At 67.0% G+C, this 14,656-nt stretch carries 15 protein-coding genes; 11 read left to right on the top strand and 4 right to left on the bottom strand.

The features are described 5' to 3' along the window. Nucleotides 1–546, top strand: coding sequence for a sterol desaturase family protein (locus tag NP552_RS21110; protein WP_054916305.1), 546 nt, complete (start codon nt 1–3; stop codon nt 544–546). On the opposite strand, the gene NP552_RS21105 is transcribed toward NP552_RS21110, so the two are convergent. Further along, complete coding sequence (locus NP552_RS21105; RefSeq protein ID WP_078479922.1) at nt 458–1,381, bottom strand: DMT family transporter; 924 nt, start codon at nt 1,379–1,381, stop codon at nt 458–460. The genes NP552_RS21110 and NP552_RS21105 overlap by 89 nt on opposite strands. An 82-nt stretch (nt 1,382–1,463) precedes the next feature. Here NP552_RS21105 and NP552_RS21100 point away from each other — a divergent pair, with 82 nt between their 5' ends. The 5 genes from NP552_RS21100 (at nt 1,464) to NP552_RS21080 (ending at nt 6,980) form a co-directional block, all read left to right on the top strand. Beyond that, nucleotides 1,464–2,273: an AraC family transcriptional regulator gene (locus NP552_RS21100; RefSeq protein WP_058541391.1), complete on the top strand. Its 810-nt coding sequence runs from the start codon at nt 1,464–1,466 to the stop codon at nt 2,271–2,273. 70 nt (nt 2,274–2,343) lie between these two features. Continuing rightward, nucleotides 2,344–2,931, top strand: a complete 588-nt coding sequence (locus NP552_RS21095; protein WP_274097122.1) for a hypothetical protein — start codon at nt 2,344–2,346, stop codon at nt 2,929–2,931. A 67-nt stretch (nt 2,932–2,998) separates the two neighbouring features. After that, entirely contained in the window at nt 2,999–3,517 is a 519-nt protein-coding gene (locus NP552_RS21090) for a sigma-70 family RNA polymerase sigma factor (protein ID WP_043864428.1), read from the top strand. Then, nucleotides 3,514–4,488 carry a FecR domain-containing protein gene (locus NP552_RS21085; RefSeq protein WP_058541394.1) on the top strand — a complete coding sequence of 325 codons (975 nt, stop codon included), beginning with the start codon at nt 3,514–3,516 and terminating at the stop codon, nt 4,486–4,488. Before NP552_RS21090 ends, NP552_RS21085 begins: the two co-directional genes overlap by 4 nt. Before the next feature lie 89 nt (nt 4,489–4,577). Next, nucleotides 4,578–6,980 (top strand): TonB-dependent siderophore receptor, encoded by a 2,403-nt coding sequence (locus NP552_RS21080; RefSeq protein ID WP_054916309.1) that lies wholly within the window; start codon nt 4,578–4,580, stop codon nt 6,978–6,980. Here NP552_RS21080 and NP552_RS21075 read toward each other — a convergent pair. From NP552_RS21075 to NP552_RS21065, 3 genes are all read right to left on the bottom strand, one after another. After that, entirely contained in the window at nt 6,958–7,482 is a 525-nt protein-coding gene (locus tag NP552_RS21075) for a hypothetical protein (RefSeq protein ID WP_229589527.1), read from the bottom strand. The genes NP552_RS21080 and NP552_RS21075 overlap by 23 nt on opposite strands. Nucleotides 7,483–7,581: 99 nt before the next feature. Beyond that, the gene (locus NP552_RS21070) at nt 7,582–8,109 is read right to left on the bottom strand and encodes a UPF0149 family protein (RefSeq protein ID WP_274097121.1); all 528 of its coding nucleotides are present in this window, start codon (nt 8,107–8,109) and stop codon (nt 7,582–7,584) included. 101 nt (nt 8,110–8,210) lie between these two features. Next, complete coding sequence (locus NP552_RS21065; protein WP_043864432.1) at nt 8,211–8,930, bottom strand: SDR family oxidoreductase; 720 nt, start codon at nt 8,928–8,930, stop codon at nt 8,211–8,213. A 217-nt stretch (nt 8,931–9,147) separates the two neighbouring features. Between NP552_RS21065 and NP552_RS21060 the strand changes: the two genes are divergently transcribed. From NP552_RS21060 to NP552_RS21040, 5 genes are all read left to right on the top strand, one after another. Then, complete coding sequence (locus NP552_RS21060) at nt 9,148–9,837, top strand: CPBP family intramembrane glutamic endopeptidase (RefSeq protein WP_123752909.1); 690 nt, start codon at nt 9,148–9,150, stop codon at nt 9,835–9,837. Between the two features lie 62 nt (nt 9,838–9,899). Next, nucleotides 9,900–11,111 carry a YeeE/YedE family protein gene (locus tag NP552_RS21055; protein ID WP_274097120.1) on the top strand — a complete coding sequence of 404 codons (1,212 nt, stop codon included), beginning with the start codon at nt 9,900–9,902 and terminating at the stop codon, nt 11,109–11,111. Between the two features lie 262 nt (nt 11,112–11,373). Further along, the gene (locus NP552_RS21050) at nt 11,374–12,597 is read left to right on the top strand and encodes an SfnB family sulfur acquisition oxidoreductase (protein WP_274097119.1); all 1,224 of its coding nucleotides are present in this window, start codon (nt 11,374–11,376) and stop codon (nt 12,595–12,597) included. 9 nt (nt 12,598–12,606) lie between these two features. Continuing rightward, nucleotides 12,607–13,980: an LLM class flavin-dependent oxidoreductase gene (locus NP552_RS21045; protein ID WP_123752911.1), complete on the top strand. Its 1,374-nt coding sequence runs from the start codon at nt 12,607–12,609 to the stop codon at nt 13,978–13,980. Continuing rightward, a complete protein-coding gene (locus NP552_RS21040; protein WP_054916316.1) occupies nt 13,977–14,642 on the top strand; it encodes a methionine ABC transporter permease in 666 nt (221 codons plus the stop codon). Before NP552_RS21045 ends, NP552_RS21040 begins: the two co-directional genes overlap by 4 nt. Nucleotides 14,643–14,656 lie beyond the last annotated feature (14 nt).

The raw sequence follows: 14,656 nt of genomic DNA, 5'->3' as shown, positions 1-14,656 counted from the left end.
ATGATTGCCCACTTCGCGATTTTTCTCTGCACCCTGGTCGCCATGGAAGGTGTCGGTTATCTGGCGCACAGGTACGTGATGCACGGCTGGGGCTGGTTTCTGCATCGCTCGCACCACGAACCGCACCTGGGCACGCTTGAAACCAACGATATCTACCTGCTGATCCTGGCCCTGGCCGCGATCACCCTGATCGTGCTGGGCAATGCCGGCCACGACCCGTTGCAGTGGGTGGGCGCCGGGGTGGCGGGGTTCGGGCTGATCTACGTGTTGGTGCACGACGGCATCGTGCACCGCCACTGGCCCGCGCGCCCCAGGCCGCGCCACCCCTATCTGCGTCGGCTGTATCACGCACACCTGATGCACCACGCGGTGAAGGGGCGCAGGCACAGCGTGTCGTTCGGCTTCCTCTACGCACCGCCCCTGCATGTGCTCAGGCAGCAGCTGCGCGAGCGCCGTGTCAGGCCGGCTCGCTCAGCGCCGGGGCCTTGCTCGGCGGCTTTATCGAGCCAATGTACACCGCCAGCACCGTCACCAGCGCCCCGGTGATCTGTATGGCCGAACTGGCCTTGTCCAGAAACGCCACGTCGATGAAGTAGGTGATCACCGGCTCCAGCAGCAGGATCAGCCCTGCCAGCCCGAGGCTGATGGCACCAATCGAGCGGTTGACCAGCAACCAGCCGACGAACTGCACCAGCACGCCATAGATCACCAGCATGTAGAAGGTCTGCTGGTCGGCGATGGCCAGGCTCTCGCCCCGCAACAGCGCGTACCCCAGCATCACCCCGGCCGCCCACAGGCTCAGGTGCAGCATCTGTGCGATCTTGTCGCCGCCGCCCTGGGGCAGTTGGGTGGTGACTTTCAGGTAGTACACGCACACGGCATAGGCCAGCCCCGACAGCACGCCGTAGACCACGCCCTGGATACCCAGCGCGCTGCCCATCTCCGGCAGCAGCAACAGGTACAGGCCGACGAAGGCCAGGCTGATCGAGGCGACGAAGTACAGCGACGGTTTCTCTTTGAGCAGGCACAGCCCGAGCAATGTCATGAAGAACACCTGGCAGTTGGTCAGGATCGAGCCGATGCCCGGCCCGACGATGTAGATGCTGTGGTGCCACAGGATCAGGTCGATGGCCAGGAACACGCCGGCCAGGGCGGTGTAGCGTCGAGCCCTGGGGTGGGCCAGGCGAGCAGGTTGCCTTCTCACCCGCAGCAGCAGGTAGAACAGCACCGAGGCGATCAGCATCCGGTAGAAACCCGCGCCCCCGGCGCCGATATGGGCGAAGGCCACCGCCAGCGCCGACAGGCTGAGCATCAGCCCGCCCAGTGTCAGTTCGACGATGGCCCGGTTGCTGGAGAGGGTGACCCCGTTGGATGACTGCATGGTTTTCTCTGGTCTGTTGCGAAGAAGTCGGGCAAATTTATCCACCCGCCTTGCGCGCGTATTGCACAAAACTGGACAGGCCATGGAGCAACAGGACTTCTCGCGCTTCTGGCGCGTCCCCGAAGGAGGCTGTGAATTGCTGGCGGCGCGCTATAGCGCACGGGCCTTCGGCCGCCATTCCCATGAGCGCTACGCGGTGGGGGTGATCGGCGCGGGCGTGGAGAAGCTCTTCTACCGTGGCACCCAGCACCTGGGCACCGCCGGCAGCATCGTCACCCTGACCCCGGGCGAGATGCACGACGGCGTGCCGGGCAGCGCCGAGGGTTGGAGCTACCGCATGCTCTACCTCGACCCGCAGTGGCTCAACCGTGCGGTGTTCGAAGGGCGTTTCGGTGACGGGCATATCCACCTGTTCCAGCAGGCGCTGACCCACGACATGGGCTTTGCCCAGGCCTTCCTGCACCAGCATCAGGTGATCGAGCAGTCGTGTTCGAGCCTTGAGCGCGAGAGCGTGCTGCTGCACCTGGTCAGCCAGCTGTTCGAGCGGTGCGGCGGGCCGCAGCCCCGGGCGGTGGCCGACGAACGCGAAGTGGTGCGACGGGTGCGGCAGATGCTCGACGAGCAGTACGCGCAGAACATCGCGCTGAACGACCTGGCGCAGTGGGTGGGGCTCGATCCGCTGTACCTGATACGGGTGTTCAAGAAGAGCGTGGGCGTATCGCCGCACAGCTATCAGATCCAGACGCGGGTGGCGCGGGTGCAGCAGTTGCTGCGCAGTGGCGTGGGCATCGCCGAGGCGTCGCTGCGTTGCGGGTTCTTCGACCAGAGCCACATGACCCGGGCCTTCAAGAAAGTGGTCGGCATCACCCCGGGCTGCTTCCAGCGCGGCTGACTCGTGCAGGAGCCGGCGTGCAGGAGCCGGCCTTGCCGGCGAGGCGCCTGGCCCCGACAATGTGTTCCCGATGGATGCTTCACCAAGGAAGGACTTCACCGTGCACCGTATCGCCACGCTGTTGTGCTTGCTGCTCACCCTGGGCGGCTGTACCGAATACAAATGGGGTCATGACTGGAAGCCCGACCGCCTGGGCGGCTGGCAGGACCACACCGATCCCAAGCTGCGCTACGGCGCGTCGCTGGGCGCCACCTGCAACGCCAGCCCGTTGTGGCTCAAGGTGGTGAATCACGGTCAGTCGACCTACCAGTCGCTGTTGTTCATTCCGTTGTTCCCTGACCGCACAGGCGGCGAGTACCCCCTGTGGATAACCGTCAACCATCCGGCCCTCAAGGCCTGCAGCTCATCGGCACCGAGCCCGCTGCGGGTGAAGATGGGCGATCAGGTGGTACAGGGCCTGCGCTTTCCCGAGCGGGCGCAGGAGGACGGCACCTGCGTGATCGAATTCGATGACGATCGCTACGCGGCCGATGAGATGTCGATCGAGATCGACCCGGCGGTGCTGCCTTGCACGATCGCCCCCGTGACCCTGAAAAAGGACCGCTACTTCTGCATTCGCAACATGCGCTGGGGCGGCTCGCCCAGTTGCCGCGAGTAGGGCACGGCTTGCAAATCCCAGGGCGAGCGATAAGAATGCGAACAATTACCATTAGTGTGCCTCTCGCATGTCCAACCCGCGCCCGTCCGCCCAGCACCCGTTGCACCTGCTGTACGCTGAACACCATCACTGGTTGCGCGGCTGGCTGGCCCGTCGGCTCAATTCCCACGCCGATGCCGCGGACCTCACCCACGACACCTTCCTGCGTACCCTGACTTCGCCGCACCTGGGCCAGCTGGACGAGCCGCGGGCGTTCCTGTGCATGGTCGCCAAGCGGGTGCTGTACACCTTCTGGCGTCGCGGCGAGCTGGAGCGCGCCTACCTTGAAGCGCTGGCCAACCTGCCCGAGCCGGTGGCGCCGTGCGAGGAAACCCTGGCGGTGCTGCGCGAGGCGCTGGAGGCGGTGGATGCCTTGCTGGCCGGGTTGCCGGCCAAGGTGCGCCATGCCTTTCTGCTCAACCGCCTGGAGGGCCTGACCCACCAGCAGATCGCCGACCAGATGCAGGTGTCGCTGAGCAGCGTCGAGCGCTGGGTGCGGCGCGCCGTGACCCATTGCTACCTGGCACAACTGGGCGCGGGCACGTGAGCGGCCGCAGCCTGGCAGCGCTGACCCCGGCGGTGCGCGAAGCCATCGAATGGAGCGTGCGCCTGGGCTCGGGGGCGGCGACGGCAGCCGACCGCGACGCCTTCGAGCAGTGGCAGGCGCTGGACGCAAGCCATCGCCAGGCCTGGCAGGCGGTTACCCAGGCCACCCACACACCCTTGAACCCCTTGCTGGAAGTGCCCGGCAGCGCCAGTGCGGCCACGCGCGCCCTGCGCAGCAGCGGGTTGTCGCTGCAGCGGCGCCGGTTGCTGCGCGGCGGCAGCGCCTTGCTGCTGATGCTGGGCCTGCCGGCGTTGTTGACGGTGCAACGGCGCATGCCACTGGACGCCGTGTTCAGCGACCACTACAGCGGCACCGGCGAGCGCAGGCGCATTCAACTGGCCGACGGCAGCGTGCTGCTGCTCAATGCGCGCACCACCGTGGAGGTGGCGTTCAGTGCCGAAGCCCGGGTGATCCATCTGCGCCACGGCGAGCTGAACATCCAGGTGGCCCGCGACCCGCACCGCCCCCTCGAGGTGGTCACTGCGCAAGGCCGGGTGCGGGCCCTGGGCACGCGCTTCAGTGTCGCCACGCTGGATCAGCGCAGTGCCGTCAGCGTGCAGCAGCACAGCGTGCAGGTGCGTAACCGCGCCGGGCAGAGCATCGTGGTGGACAGCGGGCAGACCCTGCGCTTTGCCGACGATGCACTCTCGCCCCTGGGCAATGAGCAAGGCCGCCTGGATGCCTGGATGGAAGGTCGCCTGGAGGTGGACGACGCGTCTCTGGGCAGCGTGATCGATGCCTTGCGCCCTTACCGCTACGGCGTGCTGCGGGTTTCCCCGGCGGCGGCGCAACTGCGCGTGTTCGGGGTGTTCCCGCTGGACGACAGCGACCGCGCCCTGCAATCGCTGGCGCAGGTGCTGCCGATCAGTGTCGAGGCGTTCGGGCCGATCACCCTGATCGACCTGCGCTGAAAAAACATTCCGCCAGGGTGAAGGCTTTTTTCGGCTCGCTGGACATAGCAGGAAACGCCCATTCACTTCCTGCGAGGAAAGCCCTTCACATGCGTCCCCAACTCCTGAGCCCCGCGCGCCTGGCACTGGCTGTCGCGGTTGCCGTTTCTGCCTGCTCCCTCGACCTGAACCGCGCCTGGGCGGACCCAGCCATGCAGCGCTATGCGTTGCCGGCGCAACCGCTGGACCAGGCCCTGCGCCAGATCGCCCGGCAAAGCGCCAGCACCCTGGTGGTGGACCCGGCGCTGCTGCGCGGGCGCCAGAGCGCGGCGGTGAACGGGCAACTGAGCGCCGAGGCAGCGGTGCGCCAGGCAGTGGCGGGCAGCGGCCTGCAACTGCGCGTGACCGACAACGGCACCCTGACCCTGGAGAAGGCCGACAGCAGTGATGCGCTGCAACTGGGGGCCACCAGCATCACCGGCAGTGCGCTGGGCGAGGTCACGGAAAACACTGGCTCCTACACCACCGCCAGCATGGCCACGGCCACCAAGTTCAAGGCCTCGGCCCGGGAAACCCCGCAGTCGGTGACCGTAGTCACCCGCCAGCGCATGGACGACCAGAACATGCAGACCCTGGACGACATCGCCAGCTACACGCCGGGGCTGACCCTGCGCAAGACCGGCGGCGAGCGCCCGCAGTTCTACTCGCGCGGTGCGGCCATCGACAACATCATGGTCGACGGCCTGCCCATCGCCTACGACAGCGACACCCTGGGCACCGCGACCCTGGCGATGTTCGACCGGGTGGAGGTGGTACGCGGGGCTTCCGGCCTGATGGTCGGCTCGGGCAACCCGTCGGGTACCCTCAACCTGGTGCGCAAGCGCCCCACGCTGGCGCCGCAGATCACCCTCACGGCGGCAGCCGGCAGCTGGGACAACTACCGTACCGAAATCGACGCCAGCAGCAGCCTCAATGATGCCGGTACCGTACGCGGGCGAGTGGTGGGCAGCTACCAGGACAAGAACAGCTTTACCGATGCCTACAGCAACCAGCGCCAGTTGCTGTACGGGATCACCGAGTTCGATCTGTCGGACGCCACCACGCTGACCCTGGGCGGCTACTACAACCGCGAGGACAACCCCGGCGCGGACTGGAACGGCAGCCCGACCCATGCCGATGGCAGCTTCCTCGACATTTCCCGCTCGTCGCGCTTCAGCCCCGACTGGACCTACTGGGACAAGACCAACAAGAGCGTGTTCGCCGAGGTGGAACATCGCCTGGACAACGACTGGCGCCTGCGCCTGAGCGCCAGCTGGCTGAAGGCCAACCTGGAGATGCTGGGCAGCAGCTACTACCGGCTCGACCCGACCGCCGACGAGCTGCAACTGAACGTGGGGCGCTACTCCTACGAACATACGCAGAAGAGTGTCGATGGTTATGCCAGCGGGCCGTTCAGCCTGTTCGGGCGTACCCATGAACTGGTGGTGGGGGCGAGCTACCGCCGCGACGATACCGACGACGGCCCTGGCGGCGGCCCGGATGCGAGCTTCAACTATGTCGTGGACCCCAACAACTTCCACTACAAGGACGTGCCCCGGCCGGCCATCGACTACAACTGGTCGCGCAAGGGCAAGGTGGATCAGTCCAGTGCCTACACCGCCGTGCGTTTCAACCTGCGCGATGACCTGAAGCTGATCCTCGGCTCGCGCCTGGACTGGTATGAGTACCAGCAGCACACCGAGGTCGGGGCCTACGCCTTCGGCGCCGACTACAAGGCCACCCGCGAGGTCACCCCGTATGCGGGGCTGATCTATGACCTGAACGACACCTACTCGGTCTACACCAGCTGGACGCGCATCTTCAAGCCGCAGGAGTACCAGAACAGCAGCGGTGGCCTGCTGGCGCCGGTAACCGGCACCAACTACGAGGCCGGGCTCAAGGCCGAGTACTTCGGTGGTGCGTTGAACGCCAGTTTCGCGCTGTTCCAGCTCGACCAGGAGAACCTGGCCAAGTCGTTGCCGGCAGGTGATTGCCCGACCATGGATGCCTGCTACGAGGCGGCCGGCGAAATTCGTACCCGCGGCCTGGAACTGGAGCTGGGCGGCGAACTGGCGCCGGGTTGGCAGGCGTCGGCCGGCTATACCTATGCGGCGGCCGAGTATGTGAAGGCCACCGGCTCGGCGCAGAAGGGTGACCGCTTCGACAGTGATTCGCCGTACAACCTGTTCAAGCTGGCGACCAGCTACCAGTTGCCGGGCGACCTCGATCAATGGAGCGTGGGCGGGGCCTTTCGCACCCAGAGCCGCACCTATACCAGCTACAGCGTGAAGCAGGGCGGGTACAGCGTGGTCGACCTGATGGCCCAGTACCGCGTGACGCCGGCGGTGACGTTGCAGACCAACCTCAACAACGTGGCGGACAAGCGTTACTACCAGAGCATCAGCAACCCGGCCGGGGCCAACATCTTCGGCGAGCCGCGCAATGTGATGTTCACCGTGAAGTGGTCGTTGTGAAGTCGCTGAAGGCGCGGAACAGGCGGGTGCCCACGTAGCTGCGCAGGTGCGGGTGGCGGCTGCGGTGGTAGCAGTCCCAGTAGCTGACCATGCGTGCGCGGGTGAGGCTGAAGTAGGCGGGGTTGTCGTTGAAGAAGCGGCCGTAGGCGCTGGCGTCCAGGGTCGGCAGGTTGGCCTCGCACAGCGCCAGCAGCTCGATCACGTATTCGCCGGTGAGCTGGAACACGAACGGGATGACCCACGCTTCTGGTGCCCGAATGATCTGCTGCAGGTAACGCTCGCGCACGTGGCCGTCGGGGTGGCGGGTGAGCAGGCAGGCGTGGATCAGTGACCGGGCTGTATCGGCAGCCGGCAGGTGAAGGCGGTAGGGCAGGGTCAGGGGTTCGCCGTCGAGGGTGACGGCGATGCCCTGGTCACCGTTGGGCAGGTCGAGGTGCCGGGCCAGGTCCTGGACTTCGCGGGCCAGGTGGTGGGGGAAGGCGGCGGTGAGGGTGGTGGGCATGCTTGGCTCCTTGCCGGGTGGTATGCCTGCAGGACTCTTCGCCGGCAATGCCGGCTCCTACGTAGGAGCCGGCATTGCCGGCGAAGGGCGCTGCCCGCTTCAGCGCTGCGTCGCCCAGTACCCCTGCAACGCCCGCGCCGCCGGCTCGATGGCGGCCACGCGCTGGCGATGCAGCGCCACATCCAGGTCGGCGGGCAGTTCGAAGTTGTCCTGTGCGGCACAGGTCTCGATCACATCCAGTGCCACCTGCTGCGCCGCCGGCAAGGCCGGCCAGTTGGCCAGGCCTGCACCGCGCAGGTAGCCAAAGCACCACTCTTCGGCCAGCGTCAGCGGCTGGCCGTTGTGCTCGGTCTCTTCGAAGCGCGGCGAGAAACGCTCGGCCAGGTTGTTCGCGTGCAGGGTCACCAGCTCGACGAAGCGCTGGCAGTCTGCAGCGCTTTCCCATTCCGGCTGGCGACCACCGAAGATCCCCGGGAACCATTCGTCGATAGCCACAGGCGCCGGGCCGGACACCAGCGCGGTGAGGTAGCCGTCCAGTTCCGAGGCGTTGAGCACCGAATGGTCATCGCCATACTGCAGCAGGATGTCTTCGATGAACTCGAAGTCGGTGTCGTTGAGCGTCTGCATGAAAAAGGTCCTTCACATAACGGTGGGCGCAGCCAGGCTGCGCGTCAAAGGCGGGAAGGATGGCGCTTTCGCCGGTTTTTATCCAGCGTGCTGATCAGCGCTCAGAAGCGCTCGTCGAGCAGGGCCGGCAAGGTCAGCTCCTTGACGTAGCTGGCCGACGACAGGCTCAGCGCCATGCGCACCACCTGCACCACGTCGTGCACGGGGATCAGCTGGCCTTCGCCGCGTTGCTCGGCCACGTCGCGGGGCGTGCTGAGCGGGTCTTCGGTGTTGAGGTAACCCAGGTTCAGACAGGTCACGGCCAGGCGCTGCTCGCGGTAGCCTTCGCGCAGCGCATCGGCGATGCCACGCAGGGCGAACTTGGAGGCGCCGAAGGCCACCTCGGGGCGCCCGCTCTGGGGCAGGCCGGAGGTGGAACCGGTGAGGATGATGCGCGGGGTGGCGCTGCGCAGCAGGGTGGGCAGCAGGCGCTTGATCAGCAGCAGGGTGGCGGTGATGTTGCAACTGACGATGGCCTGTACCTGCGCGTCGCTGTCGCCGAGAAAGTCGTAGGCCGGGTCGAAGGCCAGCTCTTCCCAGATGCCGAGGTTGTAGATCAGCGTGTCGAGGCCGTGCTCTGCCACAGCCTGGGCGATGGCGTGCGCGGCGCTGGCCGGCTCGGCCAGGTTGGCTTCGACCCAGTTCAACTGCACGCCGGCCTTGGCGGCGATGCCGTCGGGGCGCGTGCGCGACACGCCGACCAGCGTGTCGCCCGCCTCGCCGAGGCCTTCGATCAGGGCCTTGCCCAGCCCTTTGCTGGCACCGACTACCAGGGTTTTCATGGGGTGATTTCCTTGTCTGCACGGGGAGAGAGCGCGGATGCAAACAGAGGGCGAGGGGAATGGCAAATGGCCGGATGTATCCAGATGTGAATCTACTTGAGCGCTTAGCCTGTAGCAGCCGGCTGCCGGCGATGGGCTGCGCAGCAGCCGCGAAACTCGCCATAATGCGCCCCCCGTCAAGGAGAACGCTGTGAACAACCCCGTACAAGGAAGTCCCGTGCCCACCCCTTACATCGCCAGCACCACCGGCAAGCGCATCGGCCTCGCGCTGCTGGGCCTGCTGCTGTACTTCACCGCGCAGTTCGCCGGCGCCTTTCTGTTCGGCAGTGGCCTGGACTTCACCCTGGCTTTGTTCGGCGCCCACCTGGTGGCGTGTGCAGCCATCGGCGGGCTGTACCTGTTGCTGCGGCGCAACCCGCTGGCCGGGCATGCCTTCAGGGGGGCCAACTTCAGCTACAAGGCCCTCTGGCTTGGCCTGACCAGCGTGGTGGTGGTCTACCTGCTGGCCTACAACTACGCCGCCCTGGTCGACCAGCCCGCCGAGCCGTTCATGCTGCAGTTCATGACCCTGCTCGGTGCCGGTTCGCTGGCCGATCGCGTGCTGCTGACCAGCATGGTCATCGTGCTCGCCCCCCTGGGCGAAGAGCTGGCATTCCGGCATTTTCTGCTCAACCTGTTCCCGTTCCGCAAGCCGCTGTGGGCGGTGGTGGCGATCGTGGTCAGCGCCCTGGCGTTTGCCGCCATCCACCTGCAGTACACCTTCAGGTCGACCGTGGTGCTGTTGTTCATCCTCGCCCTGATGCTGGCCTATGCGCGGATCCGAACCGGCGGCCTGCTGGTGCCCATGGCGATGCATGCCTGCGCCTCGACCCTGGCACTGGCGATGTACCCGCTGTTCTATCCGTGAGCCCGCACGGTGGCTGGTGACGGTATACTCGCGGCCTGTTCCGTCTATATCCGAGTATCGTCATGGGTCTTTCTCTCTCCGCGGCGCCTGAGCGCCGTCTCGGCGCGCCACTGGTTGCGCTGTCATTGCTGGTGGTCGGCGCCGTCTTTCTGAATGCCAGCGTGGGCATCAAACAGGTGCTGCTGCTGATCGTCGGCGCCGCCCTGGGCCTCACGCTGTACCACGCCGCGTTCGGCTTCACGTCCGCCTGGCGGGTGTTCATCAACGAGCGCCGTGGCGCCGGCCTGCGCGCGCAGATGGTGATGCTGGCTATCGCCGTGCTGCTGTTCTTTCCGGCCCTGGGCGCCGGCACGCTGTTCGGCCAGCCGGTGACCGGGCTGGTGGCGCCGGCCGGGGTGTCGGTGGTGTTCGGTGCGTTCATCTTCGGCATCGGCATGCAGATGGGCGGCGGCTGTGCCTCGGGCACACTGTTCACGGTGGGCGGTGGCAACGCGCGCATGCTGGTGACGCTGCTGTTCTTCATCATCGGTTCGGTAACTGCAACCCACCACGCCGACTGGTGGTTCGCGCTGCCGTCGTTCCCGGCCACCTCCGTGGTGCAGACCTTTGGCGTGGCCCCCGCGCTGGTGCTTAACCTGGTGGTGTTCGGGCTGATCGCCTGGGGCACGGTGGTGCTGGAGAAGCGTCGCCACGGCGCCCTCGAGGCCCCGGCAGGCAGCCAGTATGAGGGCCTGCGTCGCTTCCTGCGTGGCCCGTGGCCGCTGGTGTGGGGCGCGATCGGCCTGGCGCTGCTGAACTACGCGACCCTGGCACTGGCGGGCCGGCCGTGGGGCATCACCTCGGCGTTCGCCCTGTGGGGCGCCAAGACCCTGAGCGGGCTGGGCGTGGACGTGGGCAGCTGGGCGTTCTGGCAGATGCCGGGCAACGCCAAGGCCCTGGCTGCACCGCTGTGGGAGGACGTGACCACGGTGATGGACATCGGCATCGTGCTGGGTGCGTTGCTGGCAGCAGGCCTGGCCGGGCGCTTCGCGCCGAGCCTGAGGATTCCGATGCGCTCGCTGCTGGCCGCGGTGATCGGCGGCCTGCTGCTGGGCTACGGCTCGCGGCTGGCGTATGGCTGCAACATCGGCGCGTACTTCAGCGGCATCGCCTCGGGCAGCGTGCATGGCTGGCTGTGGCTGGTGGCGGCGTATGCCGGCAACGTGGTGGGGGTGCGGATTCGCCCGCTGTTCTTCGTGGCTGAACGCAAGAGCGTGGCAGCCAGCGGCGGCTGAGGCTGGCGGTACTGCATGGGAACCGGCTCGCAGTAGCCGGTTTTTTCATGCCCGCCCGTTACTGCGAATAGGCGCGCGGTGTACGGGGAGCAACTGACCGCTGTCGTACTGTTGCACTGCGAACAGTTGGCCAACACTTTGTTGCCGTGCATCCAGCCATGCCGCTTTCTGTTGTGCGTAACTAATTGATTTATAGGTGAAATTCAAGTGGCATGGGTTGTGCTATCTCACGGGGGACTCTGTGTACTCATCGAGATAGACCATGACTGCCACCCCTGTTTCTGCCCACTACGACATCCGCCAGCCGGATGCCCACGTCATCCGTGACGATGCCGAAGCCATTGCCATTGCCCATCGGGTTGCCGCGCTGCTGCGCGAAGGCGCGTCCGAGCGCGACCGCAGCCGCCAGGTCCCGGCCGACGTGGTGGATGCGTTCTCCAACAGCGGCCTGTGGGGCATCACCGTACCGAAACAGTACGGCGGGGCGCAGGTGTCCTTCGCCACCCTGGCCGAAGTGATCGCGATCATCTCCGCCGCCGACCCTTCGCTGGGGCAGATACCGCAGAACCACTACTGCCTGCTCGAAGACATCCGCCTGCAGGGTAGCGAAGAGCAGAAGCGCTTCTTCTTCGACCTGGTGCAGACCGGGCACCGCTTTGCCAATGCGCTGTCGGAAACCGGCGGCAAGAACGTCAAGGAGATCCAGACCCGCATCGTGCCCCATGCCGATGGCTACCGCATCGACGGGCGCAAGGGTTACTGCACCGGCTCGTTGTACGCGCACTGGCTGGGGGTGCTGGCGCTGGACGCGCAGGACCGCTCGCAACTGGCCTTCGTGCGCCGCGATACCCCGGGCCTGGTGATCGTCGATGACTGGGACAACATCGGCCAGCGCACCACCTCCAGCGGCACGGTGCTGGCGCAGCAACTGATCGTGCCGGCCTTCAACCTGTTTCCCACCTACCGCTCGTACGAAACCCCGACCCTGGCCGGCCCCTTCGCGCAACTGACCACCGCCGCCATCGACGCCGGCATCGGCCGTGCGGCGCTGGACGACGCCATCACCTTCATCCGCGAGCAGGCCCGCCCGTGGATCGATGCGGGCGTGGAGCAGGCCAGCCAGGACCCGCTGACCATCGTGCAGATCGGCGCGCTGGAGATTCGCCAGGAAGCCGCCGAGGCCCTGCTGGAGCGCGCCGGCAAGGTGCTCGACCGGGCCAGCCTGGCCCCCGACGAGGACTCGGTGGCCCAGGCCTCGGTGGCCGTGGCCAAGGCCAAGGTGCTGACCACCGAAGCGGCGATCGAGGCCAGCAACCGCCTGTTCGAGCTGGGCGGCACGCGCTCCACCCAGGTGCGCCACAACCTCGACCGGCACTGGCGCAACGCCCGCGTGCACACCCTGCACGACCCGGTGCGCTGGAAGTACCACCTGGTGGGCAACTGGGCCTTGAACGGGGCCAAGCCACAGCGTCACGACTGGAACTAGGCCGCCACCATGCCCAAGCAGATACGCCTCAATGCCTTTGCCATGAACACCGTCGGCCACCTGTCGCCGGGCTTGTGGCGCCATCCGCGTGACCAGGCCACGCGCTACACCGACATCCATTACTGGACCGAGCTGGCCAGGACCCTGGAGCGCGGCAAGATCGACGGGTTGTTCATCGCCGATGTGCTGGGCGCCTACGACGTGTACGGCGGCAACGCCGACGAGGCGCTGCGTACGGCTGCGCAGGTGCCCGTCAACGACCCGCTGCAGCTGGTGCCGGCCATGGCCGCCGTCACCGAGCACCTGGGGTTTGGCGTGACCGCCTCGGTGTCGTTCGAGCACCCGTACCCGTTTGCCCGGCGCATGTCCACGCTCGACCACCTGACCCGTGGCCGCGCCGGCTGGAATATCGTCACCTCGTACCTGTCCAGCGGGGCGCGCAACCTTGGCCAGCGCGAACAGCTGTCGCATGACCAGCGCTACGCCCTGGCCGAGGAGTACCTGCAGGTCTGCTACAAGCTGTGGGAGGCCAGCTGGGAAGACGACGCCGTGCGCGCCGACCGCGCCAGCGGGGTGTATGCCGACCCGGCCAAGGTGCACGGCATCGGCCACCAGGGCGAGTTCTTCCAGGTGCCGGGCTTTCACCTGTGCGAGCCCTCGCCCCAGCGCACCCCGGTGCTGTACCAGGCCGGTGCTTCGACGCGCGGCAGGGCGTTTGCGGCGGCCAACGCCGAGTGCGTGTTCGTTGCTGCGCCGAGCAAGACGGTGCTCAAGAACCAGGTGGCGCAGGTGCGCGCTGCGGCGGTGGCGGCCGGCCGCGCACCGGGCGATATCCTGGTGCTGGAGCAGCTTACGGTGATTGTCGCCCCCACCGATGAACAGGCCCTGGCGCGCCTGCGCGAGTACCGCGAGTACGCCAGCGCCAGCGGTGCGCTGACGCTGATGTCGGGCTGGACCGGCATCGACTTCGCCCAGTACCAGAGCGACCAGGTGCTGCGCGAAGTGCAGAGCGATGCGATCCAGTCGGCGGTGGAAGCCTTCACCCGTGCCGACCCCAGCCGCACCTGGACCACCGCCGAAATTGCCGACTATTGCGCCATCGGCGGCGACGGCCCGGTACTGGTGGGCTCGGCGCAGACGGTGGCCGACCAGTTGCAGGAATGGGTGCAAGAGACCGACGTGGACGGCTTCAACCTGGCCAGCGTGGTGGCCCCGGAAACCTTCGAGGCGGTGGTCGACCTGCTGGTGCCCGAGCTGCAGGCCCGTGGCCTGTTCAAGCGCGATTACGCCCCGGGCACGCTGCGCAACAAGCTGTTCGACGCAGGTGACCGGCTGGGCGCGCCGCACCCGGCCGCCGCGCTGCGCAGGGGCGCTGGGCAATGAGCGAGCTGCTGGCCCATGTCAACTGGCCCGAGGTGGGCCAGGCCTGCCTCGACACCTTGAGCATGCTCGGCGTAGCGCTGGGTTTCACGGTGCTGATGGGGCTGCCGCTGGGGGTGCTGCTGTACCTCACCGGCCAGCGCCAGTTGCTGGCCTCGCCGCTGGTGTACCGCGTGCTGTCGGTGGTGGTGAACGTGCTGCGTTCGATGCCGTTCATCATCCTGCTGATTGTGCTGATCCCGCTCACCCAGGTGGTGGCCGGTACTTCGCTGGGCGTGCCCGGCGCCATACCGCCGCTGGTGATCGGCTGTACGCCGTTCTTTGCGCGGCTGGTGGAAATCGCCCTGCGCGAGGTCGACCGCGGCCTGGTGGAGGCCACCCAGTCGATGGGTGGCAGCACCTGGCAGATCGTGTGGCACACCGTGCTGCCCGAGGCGCGCACCGGCCTGATCGCGGCGGTGACGGTGACCGCCATCGTGCTGGTGGACTACACGGCGATGGCCGGGGTGGTCGGCGGCGGCGGCCTGGGCGACCTGGCGATCCGCTTCGGCTACCAGCGCTTCCAGACCGACGTGATGGTGGTGACCGTGCTGCTGCTGATCGTGCTGGTGCAGGTGCTGCAGGTGAGTGGCGACCGCCTGGTGCGGCGCTTCACCCGGCGTTGAATTGTGTTTCCCGT

The organism is Pseudomonas sp. 8209, assembly GCF_028682105.1.
Classification (GTDB): Bacteria; Pseudomonadota; Gammaproteobacteria; order Pseudomonadales; family Pseudomonadaceae; genus Aquipseudomonas; species Aquipseudomonas palmensis.
This window is presented reverse-complemented; position numbering and strand designations above follow the sequence as displayed.

Bases quoted from the DNA above. Each gene is read 5' to 3' on its own strand.
- NP552_RS21110 (WP_054916305.1), top strand. From the start codon at position 1: ATGATTGCCCACTTCGCGATTTTTCTCTGCACCCTGGTCGCCATGGAA.
- NP552_RS21105 (WP_078479922.1), bottom strand. From the start codon at position 1,381: ATGCAGTCATCCAACGGGGTCACCCTCTCCAGCAACCGGGCCATCGTC.
- NP552_RS21100 (WP_058541391.1), top strand. From the start codon at position 1,464: ATGGAGCAACAGGACTTCTCGCGCTTCTGGCGCGTCCCCGAAGGAGGC.
- NP552_RS21095 (WP_274097122.1), top strand. From the start codon at position 2,344: ATGGATGCTTCACCAAGGAAGGACTTCACCGTGCACCGTATCGCCACG.
- NP552_RS21090 (WP_043864428.1), top strand. From the start codon at position 2,999: ATGTCCAACCCGCGCCCGTCCGCCCAGCACCCGTTGCACCTGCTGTAC.
- NP552_RS21080 (WP_054916309.1), top strand. From the start codon at position 4,578: ATGCGTCCCCAACTCCTGAGCCCCGCGCGCCTGGCACTGGCTGTCGCG.
- NP552_RS21075 (WP_229589527.1), bottom strand. From the start codon at position 7,482: ATGCCCACCACCCTCACCGCCGCCTTCCCCCACCACCTGGCCCGCGAA.
- NP552_RS21070 (WP_274097121.1), bottom strand. From the start codon at position 8,109: ATGCAGACGCTCAACGACACCGACTTCGAGTTCATCGAAGACATCCTG.
- NP552_RS21065 (WP_043864432.1), bottom strand. From the start codon at position 8,930: ATGAAAACCCTGGTAGTCGGTGCCAGCAAAGGGCTGGGCAAGGCCCTG.
- NP552_RS21055 (WP_274097120.1), top strand. From the start codon at position 9,900: ATGGGTCTTTCTCTCTCCGCGGCGCCTGAGCGCCGTCTCGGCGCGCCA.
- NP552_RS21050 (WP_274097119.1), top strand. From the start codon at position 11,374: ATGACTGCCACCCCTGTTTCTGCCCACTACGACATCCGCCAGCCGGAT.
- NP552_RS21045 (WP_123752911.1), top strand. From the start codon at position 12,607: ATGCCCAAGCAGATACGCCTCAATGCCTTTGCCATGAACACCGTCGGC.
- NP552_RS21040 (WP_054916316.1), top strand. From the start codon at position 13,977: ATGAGCGAGCTGCTGGCCCATGTCAACTGGCCCGAGGTGGGCCAGGCC.